Annotated in this window: 19 protein-coding genes and 1 riboswitch; of the genes, 9 read left to right on the top strand and 10 right to left on the bottom strand. The window is 69.4% G+C overall.

What is annotated here, in order from left to right:
• The 7 genes from VED21_RS16395 to ispH all read right to left on the bottom strand — a co-directional run.
• A partial coding sequence (locus VED21_RS16395) for an AMP-binding protein (RefSeq protein ID WP_324883864.1) occupies positions 1-577 on the bottom strand: 577 nt, incomplete at its 3' end.
• A gap of 80 nt (positions 578-657) precedes the next feature.
• Complete coding sequence (locus tag VED21_RS16390; RefSeq protein WP_324883862.1) at positions 658-1,056, bottom strand: type II toxin-antitoxin system VapC family toxin; 399 nt, start codon at positions 1,054-1,056, stop codon at positions 658-660.
• The gene (locus VED21_RS16385; RefSeq protein WP_324883860.1) at positions 1,049-1,297 is read right to left on the bottom strand and encodes an AbrB/MazE/SpoVT family DNA-binding domain-containing protein; all 249 of its coding nucleotides are present in this window, start codon (positions 1,295-1,297) and stop codon (positions 1,049-1,051) included. The genes VED21_RS16390 and VED21_RS16385 overlap by 8 nt, the downstream gene beginning before the upstream one ends.
• Before the next feature lie 54 nt (positions 1,298-1,351).
• Positions 1,352-1,834 carry a ribonuclease HI gene (gene rnhA, locus VED21_RS16380; protein WP_324883858.1) on the bottom strand — a complete coding sequence of 161 codons (483 nt, stop codon included), beginning with the start codon at positions 1,832-1,834 and terminating at the stop codon, positions 1,352-1,354.
• A 5-nt stretch (positions 1,835-1,839) separates the two neighbouring features.
• Positions 1,840-2,835 (bottom strand): homoserine kinase, encoded by a 996-nt coding sequence (locus tag VED21_RS16375; RefSeq protein ID WP_324883856.1) that lies wholly within the window; start codon positions 2,833-2,835, stop codon positions 1,840-1,842.
• Positions 2,836-2,903: 68 nt separating this feature from the next.
• Positions 2,904-3,458 (bottom strand): Uma2 family endonuclease, encoded by a 555-nt coding sequence (locus tag VED21_RS16370; protein ID WP_324883854.1) that lies wholly within the window; start codon positions 3,456-3,458, stop codon positions 2,904-2,906.
• A gap of 27 nt (positions 3,459-3,485) precedes the next feature.
• Positions 3,486-4,466, bottom strand: coding sequence for a 4-hydroxy-3-methylbut-2-enyl diphosphate reductase (gene ispH / locus VED21_RS16365; protein WP_324883852.1), 981 nt, complete (start codon positions 4,464-4,466; stop codon positions 3,486-3,488).
• A 116-nt stretch (positions 4,467-4,582) separates the two neighbouring features.
• Here ispH and VED21_RS16360 point away from each other — a divergent pair, with 116 nt between their 5' ends.
• Together VED21_RS16360 and VED21_RS16355 are read left to right on the top strand one after the other, a co-directional pair.
• A complete protein-coding gene (locus tag VED21_RS16360; protein ID WP_324883850.1) occupies positions 4,583-5,137 on the top strand; it encodes a lipoprotein in 555 nt (184 codons plus the stop codon).
• A gap of 19 nt (positions 5,138-5,156) precedes the next feature.
• Positions 5,157-5,399, top strand: a complete 243-nt coding sequence (locus VED21_RS16355) for a CDGSH iron-sulfur domain-containing protein (RefSeq protein WP_324883848.1) — start codon at positions 5,157-5,159, stop codon at positions 5,397-5,399.
• A gap of 42 nt (positions 5,400-5,441) precedes the next feature.
• On the opposite strand, the gene VED21_RS16350 is transcribed toward VED21_RS16355, so the two are convergent.
• Positions 5,442-6,272, bottom strand: a complete 831-nt coding sequence (locus tag VED21_RS16350) for a hypothetical protein (RefSeq protein WP_324883846.1) — start codon at positions 6,270-6,272, stop codon at positions 5,442-5,444.
• A gap of 267 nt (positions 6,273-6,539) precedes the next feature.
• A riboswitch (glycine riboswitch) is annotated at positions 6,540-6,657 on the top strand.
• A 175-nt stretch (positions 6,658-6,832) separates the two neighbouring features.
• Here VED21_RS16350 and gcvT point away from each other — a divergent pair.
• Genes gcvT through gcvPB form a run of 4 tightly spaced genes read left to right on the top strand, consistent with a single transcriptional unit; the run spans position 6,833 to position 11,257 of the window.
• Positions 6,833-7,960 carry a glycine cleavage system aminomethyltransferase GcvT gene (gene gcvT / locus VED21_RS16345; protein WP_324883844.1) on the top strand — a complete coding sequence of 376 codons (1,128 nt, stop codon included), beginning with the start codon at positions 6,833-6,835 and terminating at the stop codon, positions 7,958-7,960.
• Between the two features lie 23 nt (positions 7,961-7,983).
• Complete coding sequence (gene gcvH, locus VED21_RS16340) at positions 7,984-8,358, top strand: glycine cleavage system protein GcvH (protein ID WP_324883842.1); 375 nt, start codon at positions 7,984-7,986, stop codon at positions 8,356-8,358.
• Positions 8,358-9,698: an aminomethyl-transferring glycine dehydrogenase subunit GcvPA gene (gcvPA, locus tag VED21_RS16335; RefSeq protein ID WP_324883840.1), complete on the top strand. Its 1,341-nt coding sequence runs from the start codon at positions 8,358-8,360 to the stop codon at positions 9,696-9,698. Before gcvH ends, gcvPA begins: the two co-directional genes overlap by 1 nt.
• Positions 9,698-11,257 carry an aminomethyl-transferring glycine dehydrogenase subunit GcvPB gene (gene gcvPB, locus VED21_RS16330; RefSeq protein ID WP_324883838.1) on the top strand — a complete coding sequence of 520 codons (1,560 nt, stop codon included), beginning with the start codon at positions 9,698-9,700 and terminating at the stop codon, positions 11,255-11,257. Before gcvPA ends, gcvPB begins: the two co-directional genes overlap by 1 nt.
• A 467-nt stretch (positions 11,258-11,724) precedes the next feature.
• On the opposite strand, the gene VED21_RS16325 is transcribed toward gcvPB, so the two are convergent.
• A complete protein-coding gene (locus VED21_RS16325) occupies positions 11,725-11,961 on the bottom strand; it encodes a type II toxin-antitoxin system prevent-host-death family antitoxin (protein ID WP_324883836.1) in 237 nt (78 codons plus the stop codon).
• Between the two features lie 65 nt (positions 11,962-12,026).
• Complete coding sequence (locus VED21_RS16320; protein ID WP_324883834.1) at positions 12,027-12,875, bottom strand: fumarylacetoacetate hydrolase family protein; 849 nt, start codon at positions 12,873-12,875, stop codon at positions 12,027-12,029.
• A 147-nt stretch (positions 12,876-13,022) separates the two neighbouring features.
• Here VED21_RS16320 and VED21_RS16315 point away from each other — a divergent pair, with 147 nt between their 5' ends.
• The 3 genes from VED21_RS16315 to VED21_RS16305 form a co-directional block, all read left to right on the top strand.
• The gene (locus VED21_RS16315) at positions 13,023-13,490 is read left to right on the top strand and encodes a hypothetical protein (RefSeq protein ID WP_324883832.1); all 468 of its coding nucleotides are present in this window, start codon (positions 13,023-13,025) and stop codon (positions 13,488-13,490) included.
• Between the two features lie 105 nt (positions 13,491-13,595).
• Complete coding sequence (locus VED21_RS16310; protein ID WP_324883830.1) at positions 13,596-13,889, top strand: hypothetical protein; 294 nt, start codon at positions 13,596-13,598, stop codon at positions 13,887-13,889.
• 75 nt (positions 13,890-13,964) lie between these two features.
• Positions 13,965-14,702: aminotransferase class I/II-fold pyridoxal phosphate-dependent enzyme (locus tag VED21_RS16305; protein ID WP_324883828.1), on the top strand; the 738-nt coding region annotated here is incomplete at its 3' end.

Genomic DNA, 14,702 nt, shown 5'->3' with positions numbered 1-14,702 from the left:
CGTGCGGCATCAGCACGCCCTTCGACGGCCCGGTGGTGCCGGAGGTGTACATGATGCACGCCGTATCGCCGGCCAGCGGCAGCGGCCCGTCGTACGGATCCGCACCCCGCCAGCCGTCGAACGCCACGCCCCGGAAGGGCGCGGTCGCCGCCGCGTCGCCCACGGTGACCAGCGCCTTCAGCGCCGTCAGGCGCGGTGCGATCTCCGTGAACCGCTCGGCCAGCGGGGCGGTGGTGACGGCCAGCGCCGCGGCGCAGTTCTCCAGCTGGTGCTCCAGGAAGGCGCCCTTGAGGTCGAGGTTGAGCGCCACCATGACGGCGCCCAGCCGGCCCAGGCCCAGCCACAGCCGCACGAAGTCCAGCCCGTTGGGCAGCAGCACCGCCACCGTGTCACCCGGCTTCACGCCCAGGTCGGACAGGTACCCGGCCACCCGCGCCGCGTCGGCCTCGGCCTGCGCGTAGGTGAGCGTGTCGCCGTCGACCATGGTGACGAACGGCGCGTCGCCACGCGCCTTGGCCTGATACGCCAGCACCTCGGGCGTCGACCAGCGCGTCTCGTCGCGCAGATGGGGATACATGCGGACCTCCCTGACAACGTTCTTGTCGTTGGTTCGGTCAGCAATCTATCGGTGGGGCGCCGTCGCGGACAAGAGGCGGCTCAACGGATCAGCCGCACCTCAATTCCCAAAGCAAGGGTGCTCCACACGCGATCGGCCGTCAGCACCGGCAGGCCATGAGCCCTGGCGAGCGCCAGGCAGGCGCGATCACCAAGCGAAAGCCCGACGTGCCGGGTATCGCGCCGCAGGCGGCCGGCTGCTTCGGCCTGATCACGCTCAAAGGGGACGATGGCCGCGACCGGCAGGGCCCTGAGAACGGCGGCAAGCTGCTCGTCCGGCATGCCGCGGCCGACGAGAAGTGTCGCGATTTCGGACCAGTTCACGGCGCTGAGCGCAGCCCGCTCGATGACGGAGGCGACGACGTCCGCCCCAGGCTCGTCCCAGAGCAATGCCAGAATGGCCGACGAGTCCGCGATGATATCAAAGTCAGGTTCACTCACGCTCGGCTTCCGCCCGGCGCTGGGCCAGGAGATCGTCGACGAGCGAGCGGTCGCCCTGCACGAACTGGCGCACGAGTTTCTGCGCCTCGGCGATGCGGGCGCGCACACCCGTCACCCGCAGGGTGTGGTCATCGAGGCTGATCACGACCTCGTCCCCCGGCTCCAGGCCAAGGGCCTGCCGGTGGGAGGCCGGAATGACAAGGCGCCCTTCATCATCCAGACGTACGCGCACGGGCTGCATGGCAAACCTTCCGGAATCCGCTGAGCTAAAGTCTGGGCGCTCCGGCGGCCTGCGTCAACCGCGCGCGGCGTTGCGCGCTTCCGCAAGACCCTGGCGCGCCAGGGCGTCGGCGCGTTCGTTCTCGGGGTGGCCGGCGTGGCCGCGCACCCAGTGGAACTCGATCCGGTGCTGGCGCTGCGCCTCGTCCAGGCGCTTCCACAGGTCGTCGTTCTTGACCGGCTTGTTGTCGGCCGTCCGCCAGCCCTTGGCCTTCCAGCCGTGGATCCACTTGGTGATGCCGTTCTTCAGGTACTCGCTGTCGGTGTAGAGCCGCACCGTGACCGGCCGCTTCAGCGCCTCCAGCGCCTGGATGGCGGCCATCAGCTCCATGCGGTTGTTGGTGGTGGCCGGCTCGCCGCCGCACAGTTCCTTCTCCACCGCGCCGAAGCGCAGGATGGCGCCCCAGCCGCCGGGGCCGGGGTTGCCGCTGCACGCGCCGTCGGTGAAGATGTCGACCGACTTGGCCGTGTTCTGGGGAGATTCGTTCCCGTCGCCCATGCCGGTCAGATCCCCTCGCCGCCGTCGACGTCGGGGCCGAGGTCGATGCCGTATTCGCCGACGCCGCGCACCCCCTGGTGAAAGCGCAGCTTGCGCAGGTACTCCAGCGGGTTCTTCGGCTGCACGAAGGCGCCCGGCGGGTGGTTCAGCCAATCGTACAAACGCGTCAGCAGGAAGCGCAGCGCGCTGCCGCGCGCCAGCAGCGGCAGCGCCGCCAGCTCCTCGTGCGACAGCGGGCGGACCTTCTGGTAATGCGCCAGCATCAGCCGCGCCTTGGTGGCGTTGAAGGCGCCGTCCGGCTCGAAGCACCAGGCGTTCAGGCAGATCGCCACGTCGTAGGCGAGGAAGTCGTTGCAGGCGAAGTAGAAGTCGATCAGCCCGGTCAGCGTCTCGCCCTGGAAGAAGACGTTGTCGGGGAACAGGTCGGCGTGGATGACGCCGGACGGCAGGCGGACCGGCCAGTTGGCGCGCAGCCACTCCACCTCCCTGGCGAGCGTGGCGGCGAGGCCGGGCTGCACCTCGTCCGCGCGCTCCTGGCACTTCGTGTTCAGGTCGAGCCAGCCGGCCAGCGACAGCGCGTTCTCCCGCCGCATGGCGAAGCCGGCCCCGGCCAGATGCAGGCGCGCCAGCGCCCCGCCCAGCTGGGCGCAGTGCGTCGCCGTGATGCGCCGCGGCCACATCCCCTTCAGGAAGGTGACGATCACCGCCGGCCGGCCGCACAGTTCGCGCAGCGCCACGCCGTCGGTGCCGTGCACGGGCAGCGGGCAGTCCACCCCGTGCTCCGACAGGTGCTCCATCAGGCCCAGGAAGAAGGGCAGGTCCTCGCGCCGCGTGCGCTTTTCATACAGCGTGAGGATGTAGGGGCCGCGCTCCGTCACCAACAGGAAGTTGGAGTTCTCCACCCCCTCCGCGATGCCCTTGCACGATAGCAGGCCGCCCAGATCGTACTGGGCGACGAACGCGTTCAGCTCTTCGTCGGAGACTTCGGTGTAGACGGCCATGGGGCCAGCGCCTTACCGGGATTCGGCGCGCCGGTCAACGGCAGAACGTGCGGGGCAGGGCGCGCGACTCAGAACGCCACGCCCTCGTAGATCGCGGACAGCGGCAGTTCCGCGTCGATGGACATCAGCGGCAGGGACGCGTCGCCGGTGAAGTCCTCGACGATCCAGCGCCGGCCGTCGCGCCGCCAGAGCTGGGCGCGCGCCTCCCGGCTGTCGACCAGCAGGATCTCCTGCACGGACGGGATCTGCATATAGTCGGGCACCTTGGTGCCGCGGTCGTGGTTGGCGGTGCTGTCGGAGAGAACCTCGACGATCAGGACGGGGCTCTTGATGAAGCGCCGCCCGGGCTCCGGTGGCGAGCAGGTCACTGCCACATCCGCCACGTAATAGCGGTCGTCGCGATCGTCCCGCGTGATGCTCGCCTCATTGAGGACCCGGCACGGCGGGCGCAAACGGGTGCGGATCTCGAAGGCGATGTTCGTGCCGATCTGGCTATGGGCTTCGCTGCCGCCCGACATCGCACGCGGATGCCCGTGCACCAGTTCGTATTTCACCTCCGGGTCCTTTTCGGCCCAGACGATGAACTCGTCGATGGTCATGCTCTTGAGAGCCGGCTCGCCCATGGCACCCTCCCGCCACGCCTGCACTGATTATGCGTTCGCCACGCCCCCCTGTGAAGGGGTGGGGGCGTCGGTCAGCGCCTTGGGCAGCTTGAAGACCACGTCCTCGGTGGCGGTGCGCACCTGCTCGACCGTCACGTCGAACCGCGCGCGCGCCGCCTCGATCACCTCCTCGACCAGCACCTCGGGCGCGGAGGCGCCGGCGGTGATGCCCAGGCGGCGCACGTCGGCCAGAGCGGACCAGTCGATGTCCGCGGCGCGCTGCACCAGCTGGGCGCGGGTGCAGCCGGCGCCCTTCGCCACCTCCACCAGCCGCTTGGAGTTGGAGGAGTTGGGGGCGCCCAGCACCAGGAGCGCGTCCACCTGCGGCGCAATGGCCTTCACCGCCTGCTGGCGGTTGGTGGTGGCGTAGCAGATGTCCTCCTTGCGGGGGCCGGCGATGGCGGGGAAGCGCTCCTGCAGCGCCGCCAGGATGCCGGCCGTCTCGTCCACCGACAGGGTGGTCTGGGTGGCGAAGGCGAGGTTGTCTGGATCGGCGACCGCGACGCGGGCCACGTCCTCCACCGTCTCCACCAGCAGGACGGCGCCGGCCGGCAGTTGGCCCATGGTGCCGATCACCTCCGGATGGCCGGCGTGGCCGATCAGGATGACCTGCCGGCCCTCAACGTGGTGGCGCTCGGCCTCGCGGTGCACCTTGCTGACCAGCGGGCAGGTGGCGTCCAGGTAGAACAGGCCGCGCCGCTCGGCCTCGGCCGGCACCGCCTTGGGCACGCCGTGGGCGGAGAACACCACCGGCACGCCGTCCGGCACCTGGGTCAGCTCGTCCACGAAGACGGCGCCCTTGGCCTCCAGGCTTTGCACGACGAAGCGGTTGTGCACGATCTCGTGCCGCACGTAGACCGGCGGGCCGAAGCGTTCCAGCGCCACCTCGACGATCTGGATCGCCCGGTCGACGCCGGCGCAGAAGCCGCGCGGGGCCGCGAGCAGGATGGTGAGGGGCGTGTTCGGCATGATGGGTCCCGGGTTTGCGTGCGGTGGTTGGCGGTCTTGGTTGGCGGTCTTGTGCGGTGCGGCCCGCTTCTCTAAAGTCCGCTCCCGATCACACCGAACAAGAGCAGGCCAGACGCATGGACCGCCGCGACCGTAATATAGGAACCCCCGTCCGGAAAAGCCTGCTGGCGCTCGGCGCCCTGGCGGCGCTCGCCGGCTGCTCCGCCCCGACGTCCAGCGAGATGGTCCTGGCCTGCCCGAAGGTGTCGATCGTCCGCGACCTGGCGGAGGTGACGCAGTTCCGCGCCGGCGGCCGCGACGGCAGCGACGTGGTGACGCGCGCCGCGCTGGCCGACTACAGCGGCAACTGCGACTACACCCGCGACGGCGTCACGGTGAACCTCAGCCTCTACGTGATCGCCGAGCGCGGCCCGGCGCTGCAGGGCAACCAGGCCAGCTACCGCTACTTCGTCGCGGTCACCCCGCCCAATGAGACGCAGCCCCGCGCCAAGACCGAGTTCGAGAGCACCATCGACTTCCCCGCCGGCCAGCCGCGCGCCGGCAACAAGGAAGAGGTGACGCCGACGATCCCGCTGCCGCGCGACGCCAACGCCAAGGACTGGCAGGTTCTGGTGGGCTTCCAGTTGACTCCCGAGCAATTGGCCTACAATCGCTCCCAGATGAAGCGGTAAGCCGACGGGGGAGGGCGCGATGGCCGAGCAGGTGGTGGCCCACAAGGGACCCTTGGTCATCCCGCTGAAGGCCGGGGAGACCTACTGGTGGTGCCGCTGCGGCCGCAGCGCCGCCCAGCCGTTCTGCGACGGCAGCCACGCCGGCACCGGCATCGAGCCCATGTCCTTCACCCCCACCAAGGACATGAAGGGCCGCTTCTGCGGCTGCAAGCAGACGAAGAAGCCGCCGTTCTGCGACGGCAGCCATCTGGACATCAAGTGATGCGCGAGGGGCGCCCGCGATAAGCGGGCGCCCCGGACGCCGTCAGCCGATGCGCTGGGCGACGAACGAGGTGTAGGCATTGTTGCCCCAGAACGATCCTGTGCTGCCGGTGCCTTGATACCCGTACATCTCGACGAAGTCCGAAACGCCATTGAAATAGATGATTTCCGTGACGGAAGCGATGCACGCGGCCGGCGTGGAGGCGAAGCTGTTGCCGTACCCCACATCCGAGCCGTTCTTGCGCAAGGCCACCGCAACGGCCGCCCCGGTCGTCAGCGTCGAGGTGACTTGACCGCGTACCATGTAGTAGCCGGCGATGGACGGCGCAAAGCGGCTGTTTGCCATGTTGAATGCGTTACCAACGTTGAAATCCGTTGCGGTCAGAGTGACCTGAACGAAGGTGTTGTGGGGAATGCCGGTCTGGTCGACGCCGTTTCGGTGCGCCCGGCAGATCACCTGCGCGCTGTCCGGCGTCAGGTCGAACAGGGCGCGCTCGTCGACGATGCTGTCGTTGGTGATGGCGGTGGTGGTGCTCTCCAGGAACACGCGGGCCACCGGCAGCTTGCCGGCGGTGAGGGCCGGTGGCGTCAGGCTGTTCGGCGTGCCGGCGATGACCGACACCGCACCGGTGGTGCGGTCGACGACGACGCGGTCGATGCGGAAGCCCGAGGCCGGCGGCGTGATCGCCGGGGTGGACTGGGCGTTCACCTCGGTCAGCGTCGTGCCGCTCAGCAGGTAGCCGGGGTCGACCGCCACGGTCATGTTGGGCACGACCTGGGCGTGCGGCGCGAACGGCCCGACCATGCGCTGGGCCACCGCCCAGTTGGTGGTGCTCTGCGACAGGTCGGTGGGGTTGAAGGTCTGCACGGACATGGTTTGTTCCTCGCTTCGGACGGGCTTCGAGTCGCGTCCGGTGCACGGTGGCGCCTCGCCGTTCGCCGAACGCGAGAAGGAATATCATCCTGGTATTGGGCGGGCAAGGAAAACAATCTGAACATAGGCTTTCATGCCTTTTCCCGGATGAACGTGCCGCTGGCCGATCCCCTTGGAATCCCATCCGGGCGGTGCGCCGGCCGGTATCCGCCCCGATGGGCGGATTGACATTCCCGGCCTGCGCCGTAGGTTAGCGGCATACGCCGACGACCCCTCGCGGGAGAGATCGCCGCAGCGCCCAATCCTTCGGAATGGACGCTGGCAGGCGGCGCCGAAGGAGCAACCGCCCCCGGAAACTCTCAGGCAAACGGACCGCAGGGAAAGGCACTCTGGAAAGCAGGCGGCGCCCCCGATCAGAACGATGGCGGGACGCCGGCTCACCGAAGGAGTAAGCCGGTGCGCGGGCCAGAGGCCCGGCCGGTGAATCTCTCAGGTCCAAGACAGAGGGGGCTGCATCCGTGCATTCCCGCGCGGGCGCGCACCCTTGTCGGAGGACCCGTGTGACCCAATCGCCCGGAACAGACTCGTCGGAATCACTCAAGAAGACGCCGCTGCACGCGCTGCACGTGGAGCTGGGCGGCAAGATGGTGCCCTTCGCCGGCTACGACATGCCGGTGCAGTACCCGGCCGGCATCCTGAAGGAACACCAGCACACCCGCGCGCGCGCCGGCCTGTTCGACGTGTCGCACATGGGGCAGGTGCGCCTGACCGGCGACGACGCGGCGGCCGCGCTGGAGGCGCTGGTGCCCGGCGACATCAAGGGCCTGGGCGAACGGCGCATGCGCTACACCCTGTTCCTGAACGAGACCGGCGGCATCCTCGACGACCTGATGGTCACCAACGCCGGCGACCATTTGTTCCTGGTCGTCAACGCCGCCCGCAAGGAGCACGACGTCGCCCACCTGACCGAGCGGCTGAAGGGCCGGGCCGAGGTGGAGTTGCTTGACGATCTGGCGCTGATGGCGCTGCAGGGCCCCGACGCGGCGGGCGTGCTGGCGCGCTTCGTGCCCGAGGCGGCCGACATGAAGTTCATGAGCTACCTGCCGGCCACCTTCGACGGCGTCCCGGTGGTGCTCACGCGGTCCGGCTACACCGGCGAGGACGGCTACGAGATCTCCTGCGACAAGGCGGACGCCGAGGCCATCGCCCGCGCCCTGCTGGCCCAGCCGGAGGTCGAGCCCATCGGCCTGGGCGCGCGCGACTCGCTGCGCCTGGAAGCGGGCCTGTGCCTGTACGGCCACGACATCGACGAGACGACGACGCCGGTCGAGGCGGCGCTGGAATGGGCGCTGTCCAAGCGCCGCCGCGCCGAGGGCGGCTTCCCCGGCGCCGAGATCGTGCTGGCCCAGCTGCAGAGCGGCGCCCAGCGCCGCCGCGTCGGCATCCGCCCGGACGGGCGCCAGCCCGCGCGCGAACACACGGAAATCGTCGACGAGGCCGGCAACCGCCTGGGCGAGGTCACCAGCGGCGGCTTCGGCCCCACGGCCAACGGGCCGGTCGCCATGGGCTATGTCGACATCGGCCGCGCCGCGGTGGACACGCCGCTGACGCTGATGGTGCGCGGCAAGCCGCTGGCCGCGAAGGTCGCGGCCATGCCGTTCGTGCCGCAGCGCTATTACCGGGGTTAACGAGGAACAGGGGAACACGCACCATGACGACCAAGTACACCAAGGACCACGAGTGGATCCGCGTCGAGGGCGACACCGCCACCGTCGGCGTGTCGGACTATGCCCAGCACCAGCTGGGCGACGTCGTCTTCGTCGAGCTGCCGGACGTCGGCCGCACGCTGGAGCAGGGCAAGGAGGCGGCCGTCGTCGAGTCCGTCAAGGCGGCCAGCGAGGTCTTCGCCCCGGTCTCCGGCGAGGTGATCGAGGTCAACCATGAGCTGGAAGGCGAGCCGGCCAAGGTGAACAGCGGTGCCGAGACCGACGGCTGGTTCTTCAAGATCCGCCTGTCCAACCCGGCCGAGCTGGACGCGCTGATGGACGAAGCGGCGTACAAGGATTACGTGGAAGGGCTTCAGTAATGCGTTACCTGCCCCTGACCGAGGCCGACCGGCACGCCATGCTGGCGGCCATCGGCGTGTCGTCGGTGGACGAACTGTTCCGCGACGTGCCGCCGGCGGCCCGCCGCTCCGGCCCCGTGGAGGGGCTGCCGAACCACGCGGGCGAGCTGGAGGTGGAACGCCGGCTCTCCGCCATGGCCGGCCGGAACATCCCGGCCGGCAGCGTGCCCAGCTTCCTGGGGGCGGGCGCCTACCGCCACCACGTGCCGGCCACGGTGGACTACATGGTGCAGCGCGGCGAGTTCCTCACCGCCTACACCCCCTACCAGCCGGAAATCAGCCAGGGCACGCTGCAGGTCCTGTTCGAATTCCAGACGCAGGTGGCGCTGCTGACCGGCATGGACGTCGCAAACGCCTCCATGTACGACGGCGCCACGGCGTGCGCGGAGGCCGTGATGATGGCCAACCGCATCACGCGCCGGAAGAAGGCCGTGCTGTCCGGCGGCCTGCACCCGCACTACCGCGACACCACGAAGACCGACGCGCACTTCATCGGCTTCCACGTGGTGGCGATGCCCGCCGCACCCAAGGGCGGCGAGGACCTGATGGCGCAGGTGGACGCCGACACGGCGTGCGTCGTCGTGCAGAACCCCGACGTCTTCGGCCACGTGCGCGACTACACAGCACTTGCCCAGATGTGCCAGGCCAAGGGGGCGCTGCTGATCGTCGTGGTGACGGAGGCGATGTCGCTGGGCCTGCTCACCCCGCCGGGCGAGATGGGGGCGGACATCGTGGCGGCCGAGGGGCAGTCGCTGGGCAACGCGCTCAGCTTCGGCGGACCCTACGTCGGCCTGTTCGCGGTGAAGGAGAAGTACGTCCGCCAGATGCCCGGCCGCCTGTGCGGCCAGACGGTGGACGCCGACGGCCGGCGCGGCTTCGTGCTGACGCTGTCGACGCGCGAGCAGCACATCCGGCGCGAGAAGGCGACCTCGAACATCTGCACCAACGCCGGCCTGTGCGCGCTGGCCTTCTCCATCCACCTCAGCCTGCTGGGCGAGGAGGGCTTCACCAACCTCGCCCGCCTCAACCACGTGAAGGCGGTGCAGCTGGCCGACCGTCTGTCGGGCGTGAAGGGCGTTGAGGTGTTGAACGACGCCTTCTTCAACGAGTTCACGGTGAAGCTGCCGCGCGACGCGGCGGAGGTGGTGGAGGAGCTGGCCAAGCGCCGCATCCTCGGCGGCGTGCCGGCCTCGCGCCTCTTTGCCGGTGAGTTGCCCGATCACCTGATCCTGGCCGCCACCGAAACCAACACCGAGTCCGACATGGACGCGCTGACCCAGGCGCTTTCCGAGGTTCTGTGATGAGCATGAATTCCCAGGGACGCCCCACCGGGACCGGCAGCGCCGACAGCGCCGTTCCCGACACCGTCACCGGCAACCGCGGCCTGCAGATCGAGGAGCCGCTGATCTTCGAACAGGACAGCCCCGGCAAGACCGGCGTCGACCTGCCCGAGGTGCCGGCCATGAACCTGCGCCTGGGCACCGTCAAGCCACGCGCGCGCGTCGGCCTGCCGGGCCTGGCCGAGCCGCAGGTGGTCCGCCATTACACGCGGCTGTCGCAGAAGAACTATTCGATCGACACCGGGCTCTACCCGCTCGGCTCCTGCACCATGAAGCACAACCCGCGCCTCAATGAGAAGGCGGCGCGGCTGCCCGGCTTCGCCGATGTGCACCCGCTCCAGCCCGTCAGCACGGTGCAGGGTGCCTTGGAGCTGATGGACGCGCTGGCGCACTGGCTGAAGATGCTGACCGGTATGCCGGCGGTGACCCTGGCACCGGCGGCCGGCGCGCACGGCGAGATGGCCGGCATGATGGCGATCCGCGCCGCGCTGGAACACCGTGGCGAGGCCGGGCGCAAGCGCGTGCTGGTGCCGGAGAGCGCCCACGGCACCAACCCGGCGACGGCCGCGGCGCTGGGCTTCACCGTCGACCCGATCCCGGCCACGGCTGAAGGCCGGGTGGACCTGGAGGCGATGAAGGCCAAGCTGGGGCCGGACGTGGCCGGCATCATGCTGACCAACCCCAACACCTGCGGCCTGTTCGAACGCGACGTGCGCGCCATCGCCGACGCGGTGCACGATGCGGGCGGCTACTTCTACTGCGACGGCGCCAACTTCAACGCCATCGTCGGGCGGGTGAAGCCGGCCGATCTCGGCATCGACGCCATGCACATCAACCTGCACAAGACCTTCTCCACGCCGCACGGCGGCGGCGGGCCGGGGTCGGGGCCGGTGGTGTTTTCCGAGGCGCTGGCGCCCTTCGTGCCGGTGCCCTACGTCGTGCACGACGCGGACGGCTTCCGGCTGGTGGAGGACGCGAACGGCTCGACCGCGTTCGGCCGCATGAAGGCGTTCCACGGGCAGATGGGCATGTTCATCCGCGCGCTGGCCTATATCCTCAGCCATGGTGCGGACGGGCTGTGGCAGGCGGCGGGCGACGCGGTGCTGAACGCCAACTACGTGATGGCGCGCCTGCAGGACGTGATGACGCCGTCGTTCGATGGCCCGTGCATGCACGAGTGCCTGTTCGACGACCGCTTCCTGAAGGGCAGCGGCGTCACCACGCTGGACCTCGCCAAGGCGCTGATCGACGAGGGCTTCCACCCGATGACCATGTACTTCCCGCTGGTCGTCCACGGTGCCCTGCTGATCGAGCCGACGGAGACGGAGTCCAAGGCCGGCATCGACCAGTTCGTCGAGGCGTTGCGGGCGCTGGCCCGGCGCGCGGTGTCGGGCGACGTGGCCTATTTCCAGGGGGCGCCCCGGCTTACGCCGCGCCGCCGCCTGGACGAGACGGCCGCCGCCCGCAAGCCGGTGCTGCGCTGGACCCCGCCGGCCGAACCGGCGCTGGCGGCGGAGTGACGGGAAGGGCAGGGGCCGCGAGGCCCCTGCATTCCGGTTCGGTCAGAAGTAGGGGTAGAGTGACGGCCGCTCGGACACTGCCTTGCGGGCGCTGGTCGCGCGGCGGCGCAGGCCGTCGAGCAGGCGGTACAGGCTGAAGCTCACAACCATCGACGTGCTCCCGTGCGTGCGTTGGACACAAGAGCGTTTCCTCAGGCAGCCGGTCTGATGCCGGCTCTATCCTCTGCCGATATAAGACAGCATTACTGACCCATTGTTCCAGTCCGTCGACGGTATGGCTGGCGTGCCGGGGCCGCATGGCGGGGTGTTTGCCGCACGTGCCCCCACCCGGCCTGCGCTGACGCTCGGCCACCCTCCCCCGCTTCGCAGGGGAGGGTTTTCTCGGCTGGCGGCGGAGTTCCCTCCCCTGCGAAGCGGGGGAGGATTAGGGTGGGGCACGTGTCAAGCCATGAGGATGCTGGTCGACCTCACTTGAGGGCATCCCATTCAACGTCGATCGGCTCATCAAGGTCGCCGTGCACGGTCATGCGTCCCTTCATGAAGCCGAACAGGCTCTTGGGATTCGGCTTTTCCGTGATGGCCGAGAACTGGGAAACCGGCTTGCCGTCCTTGGTGACGATCACGCTCTCGCCGGTGGACGTCACTTCCTCCACCAGCCGCTGGAACGCGTCCTGGAATTCGGACATCGGGATCATGCGGGTCATGGCGCGCCCTTCGTGCCCATGGTCATGACCATAGTCTAGGGCGCGCCATTCCTATGGACAAGCCGTCACCCCTCGCACGCCCGCACGGTCTGGCGCTGTTCGCCCAGGCCGTCGATGCCCAGGCGCATGGTCTGGCCGGGCTGCAGCCAGGGCTGCGGCTTCTGGCCCATGGCGACGCCCTGCGGCGTGCCGGTGGCGATGACGTCGCCGGGCAGCAGGGTCATGAAGCGGCTGATGTAGGCGATCACCTCGGCCACGCCGAAGATCATGTCGGCCGTCGTGCTGTCCTGCCAGCGCTTGCCGTCCACCTCCAGCCACAGGCGCAGGGCCTGCGGGTCCGGCACCGCGTCGCGCGTCACCAGCCAGGGGCCGAGCGGGCAGAAACTGTCCGCGCTCTTGCCCTTCAGCCATTGCCCGGTGCTTTCCAGCTGGAAGGCGCGCTCCGACACGTCGTTGACGACGCAGTAGCCGGCCACGTGCTCCAGCGCGTCCGCTTCGTCCACGTAGCGGGCGGTCCGGCCGATCACCACGCCCAGTTCGACCTCCCAGTCCAGCTTGGTGGAGTCCCGGGGCGCCACCACCGGGTCGTTGGGGCCGCCGATGGAGGTGGTGGCCTTCATGAACAGCACCGGCTCCTTCGGTTCGGCCATACCCGATTCCGCGGCGTGCGCCCGGTAGTTCAGGCCGACGCACACGACCTTGGACGTACCGGCCACGCACGGCCCCAGGCGCACACCATCCGGAACCGCCGGCAGGCGTTGCGGGTCCAGCGCCCGCAGCCGCGCCAGCGTCTCGTCCGACAGGGTGGCGGGGCCGAGGTCGGGTATGACCCCCGACAGGTCGCGGATGGTGCCGCCCTCGTCCAACAGCCCCGGCCGTTCGCCGCCCGGCGAACCGTAACGCAACAATCGCATGAGACCATCCCCTCCCGTTTCGCCCACGGTATTAGGCGTTGTGCAGTGCGTTAAGAGGTTTCGACTAAGAACCCCAGCCTGTTTCCCTTGCGGCTTGGTTTGGTGTACGCTTTTCCCGGGTTGGAGAAAACCAGACAGGAGGCGGACATGCCCGTGTGGCGCCGTTATCTGGTCCGGCAGAGATCGGGGCGGCTCGTCGAGCTGCCCAGCCGGAAGTACGACCGTGCCGAGGACGGCGTCGCGCCGATCCCCGACTTCGCCGGACAATGCGTCGACCTCGTTTCGGCCGTCATGGTGTCGGAACAGGGCGAGCAGCCCCGCATCGCCGAAGTGGCCTTCACCAAGCTGTATTTCGATGACTCCGGCTTCGTGGACGCGACCAAGCGCGACCGCATGATCCGCCTGATGCTGGAGAGCTGCGCCGACCGGCAATGCCGCAACAGCGTGCATGCCCCGATGCGCCCCGGCTGCGCCACCCTGGCGGAGCGGGCGGTGGCGGCGCGCGACCAGCTGGAGCACGAATTCGGCTGGCGGCCCGCCCCCAACGAGGTGAGCGAGGTCCTCCACCGCCTCGATTTCGCGCGCGCCGAGGTGGCTTCCCCGACGGTGCATTGACCTGGGTGGGGACCTCAGGGGGGACCCGAACGGGCACCCTGGGCGGCGGCGCCCCGCCTCCCCATATGCCTCGCAACGATGTCTGACGAGGCCAGTGGGTTACACATGCGCCGTTCCGCCACCGCCACGACCCTGTCGTTCGGCCGCGTGCGCCAGCTCGTGCTCATCGCCATGGGCTGGACGATCATCGGCCTGGGCCTGCTGCTCACGCCGCTGCCGGGACCGGGCGGGCTGCCGGTGGCGCTGGTCGGCGGGGTGATCCTGCTGCGCAACTCGCCCCACGCGCGGCGCCTCTTCGTCCGCATGAAGCGCCGCCATCCGCGCGTCTTCCGTCCCGTCGAACGCATCCGCGACCACCTGCGCGCGCGGCGGCAGCGGCGGCAGTGGCGGAAGGGCTGATCTCCACCACGCGCACTGGACATCCAATCCAATTCACGGCAATCCTCCGCCCTTCAGTCGTGAAGGAGGCATGCGGTGAAGGCTGGCAACGCGATCCTGTCGAGCTACGGGACGACGATCTTCGAGGTGATGTCCCGTTTGTCGGAGGAGCACGGCGCCATCAACCTGGGCCAGGGCTTCCCGGACGAGCGCGGCCCGGCCGACGTGCTGGAGGCGGCGTCGAAGGCGCTGCTGGAGGGCTGGAACCAGTACCCCTCCATGATGGGCACGCCGGAGCTGCGCCAGGCGCTGGCCGGCCACGCGCGGCGGTTCTACGGCTTGGACGTGGACTGGAAGACGGAGGTGATGGTGACCTCCGGCGCCACGGAGGCGCTGACCGCCTGCCTGCTGGGCCTCATCAATCCGGGCGACGAGGTCGTGCTCTTCCAGCCGATGTACGACAGCTACCTGCCGATCGTGCGGCTGGCCGGCGGCGTGCCGCGCTTCGTGAACCTCGCCGCGCCCGACTGGAGCTTCACCCGCGCCGACCTGGACGCGGCGTTCTCGGACAAGACCAAGCTCGTCCTCATCAACGACCCGCTCAACCCCGCCGCCAAGGTCTATGACCGGGCGGAGCTGGACCTGCTGGCGGAGTACGTGAAGCGCTTCGACGCCTACGTGGTGTGCGACGAGGTTTACGAGCACATCGTCTTCGACGGCCGTCCGCACGTGCCGCTGATGACGCTGCCGGGCATGCGGGAGCGCTGCCTGAAGATTGGCTCGGCCGGCAAGACGTTCTCGCTGACCGGCTGGAAGGTGGGCTACGTCACCGCC

It is taken from the genome of Azospirillum sp., assembly GCF_035627195.1.
Classification (GTDB): Bacteria; Pseudomonadota; Alphaproteobacteria; order Azospirillales; family Azospirillaceae; genus Azospirillum.
Note: the sequence above shows the minus strand (reverse complement) of the source record. Positions and strands in the feature narration are given on the sequence as shown.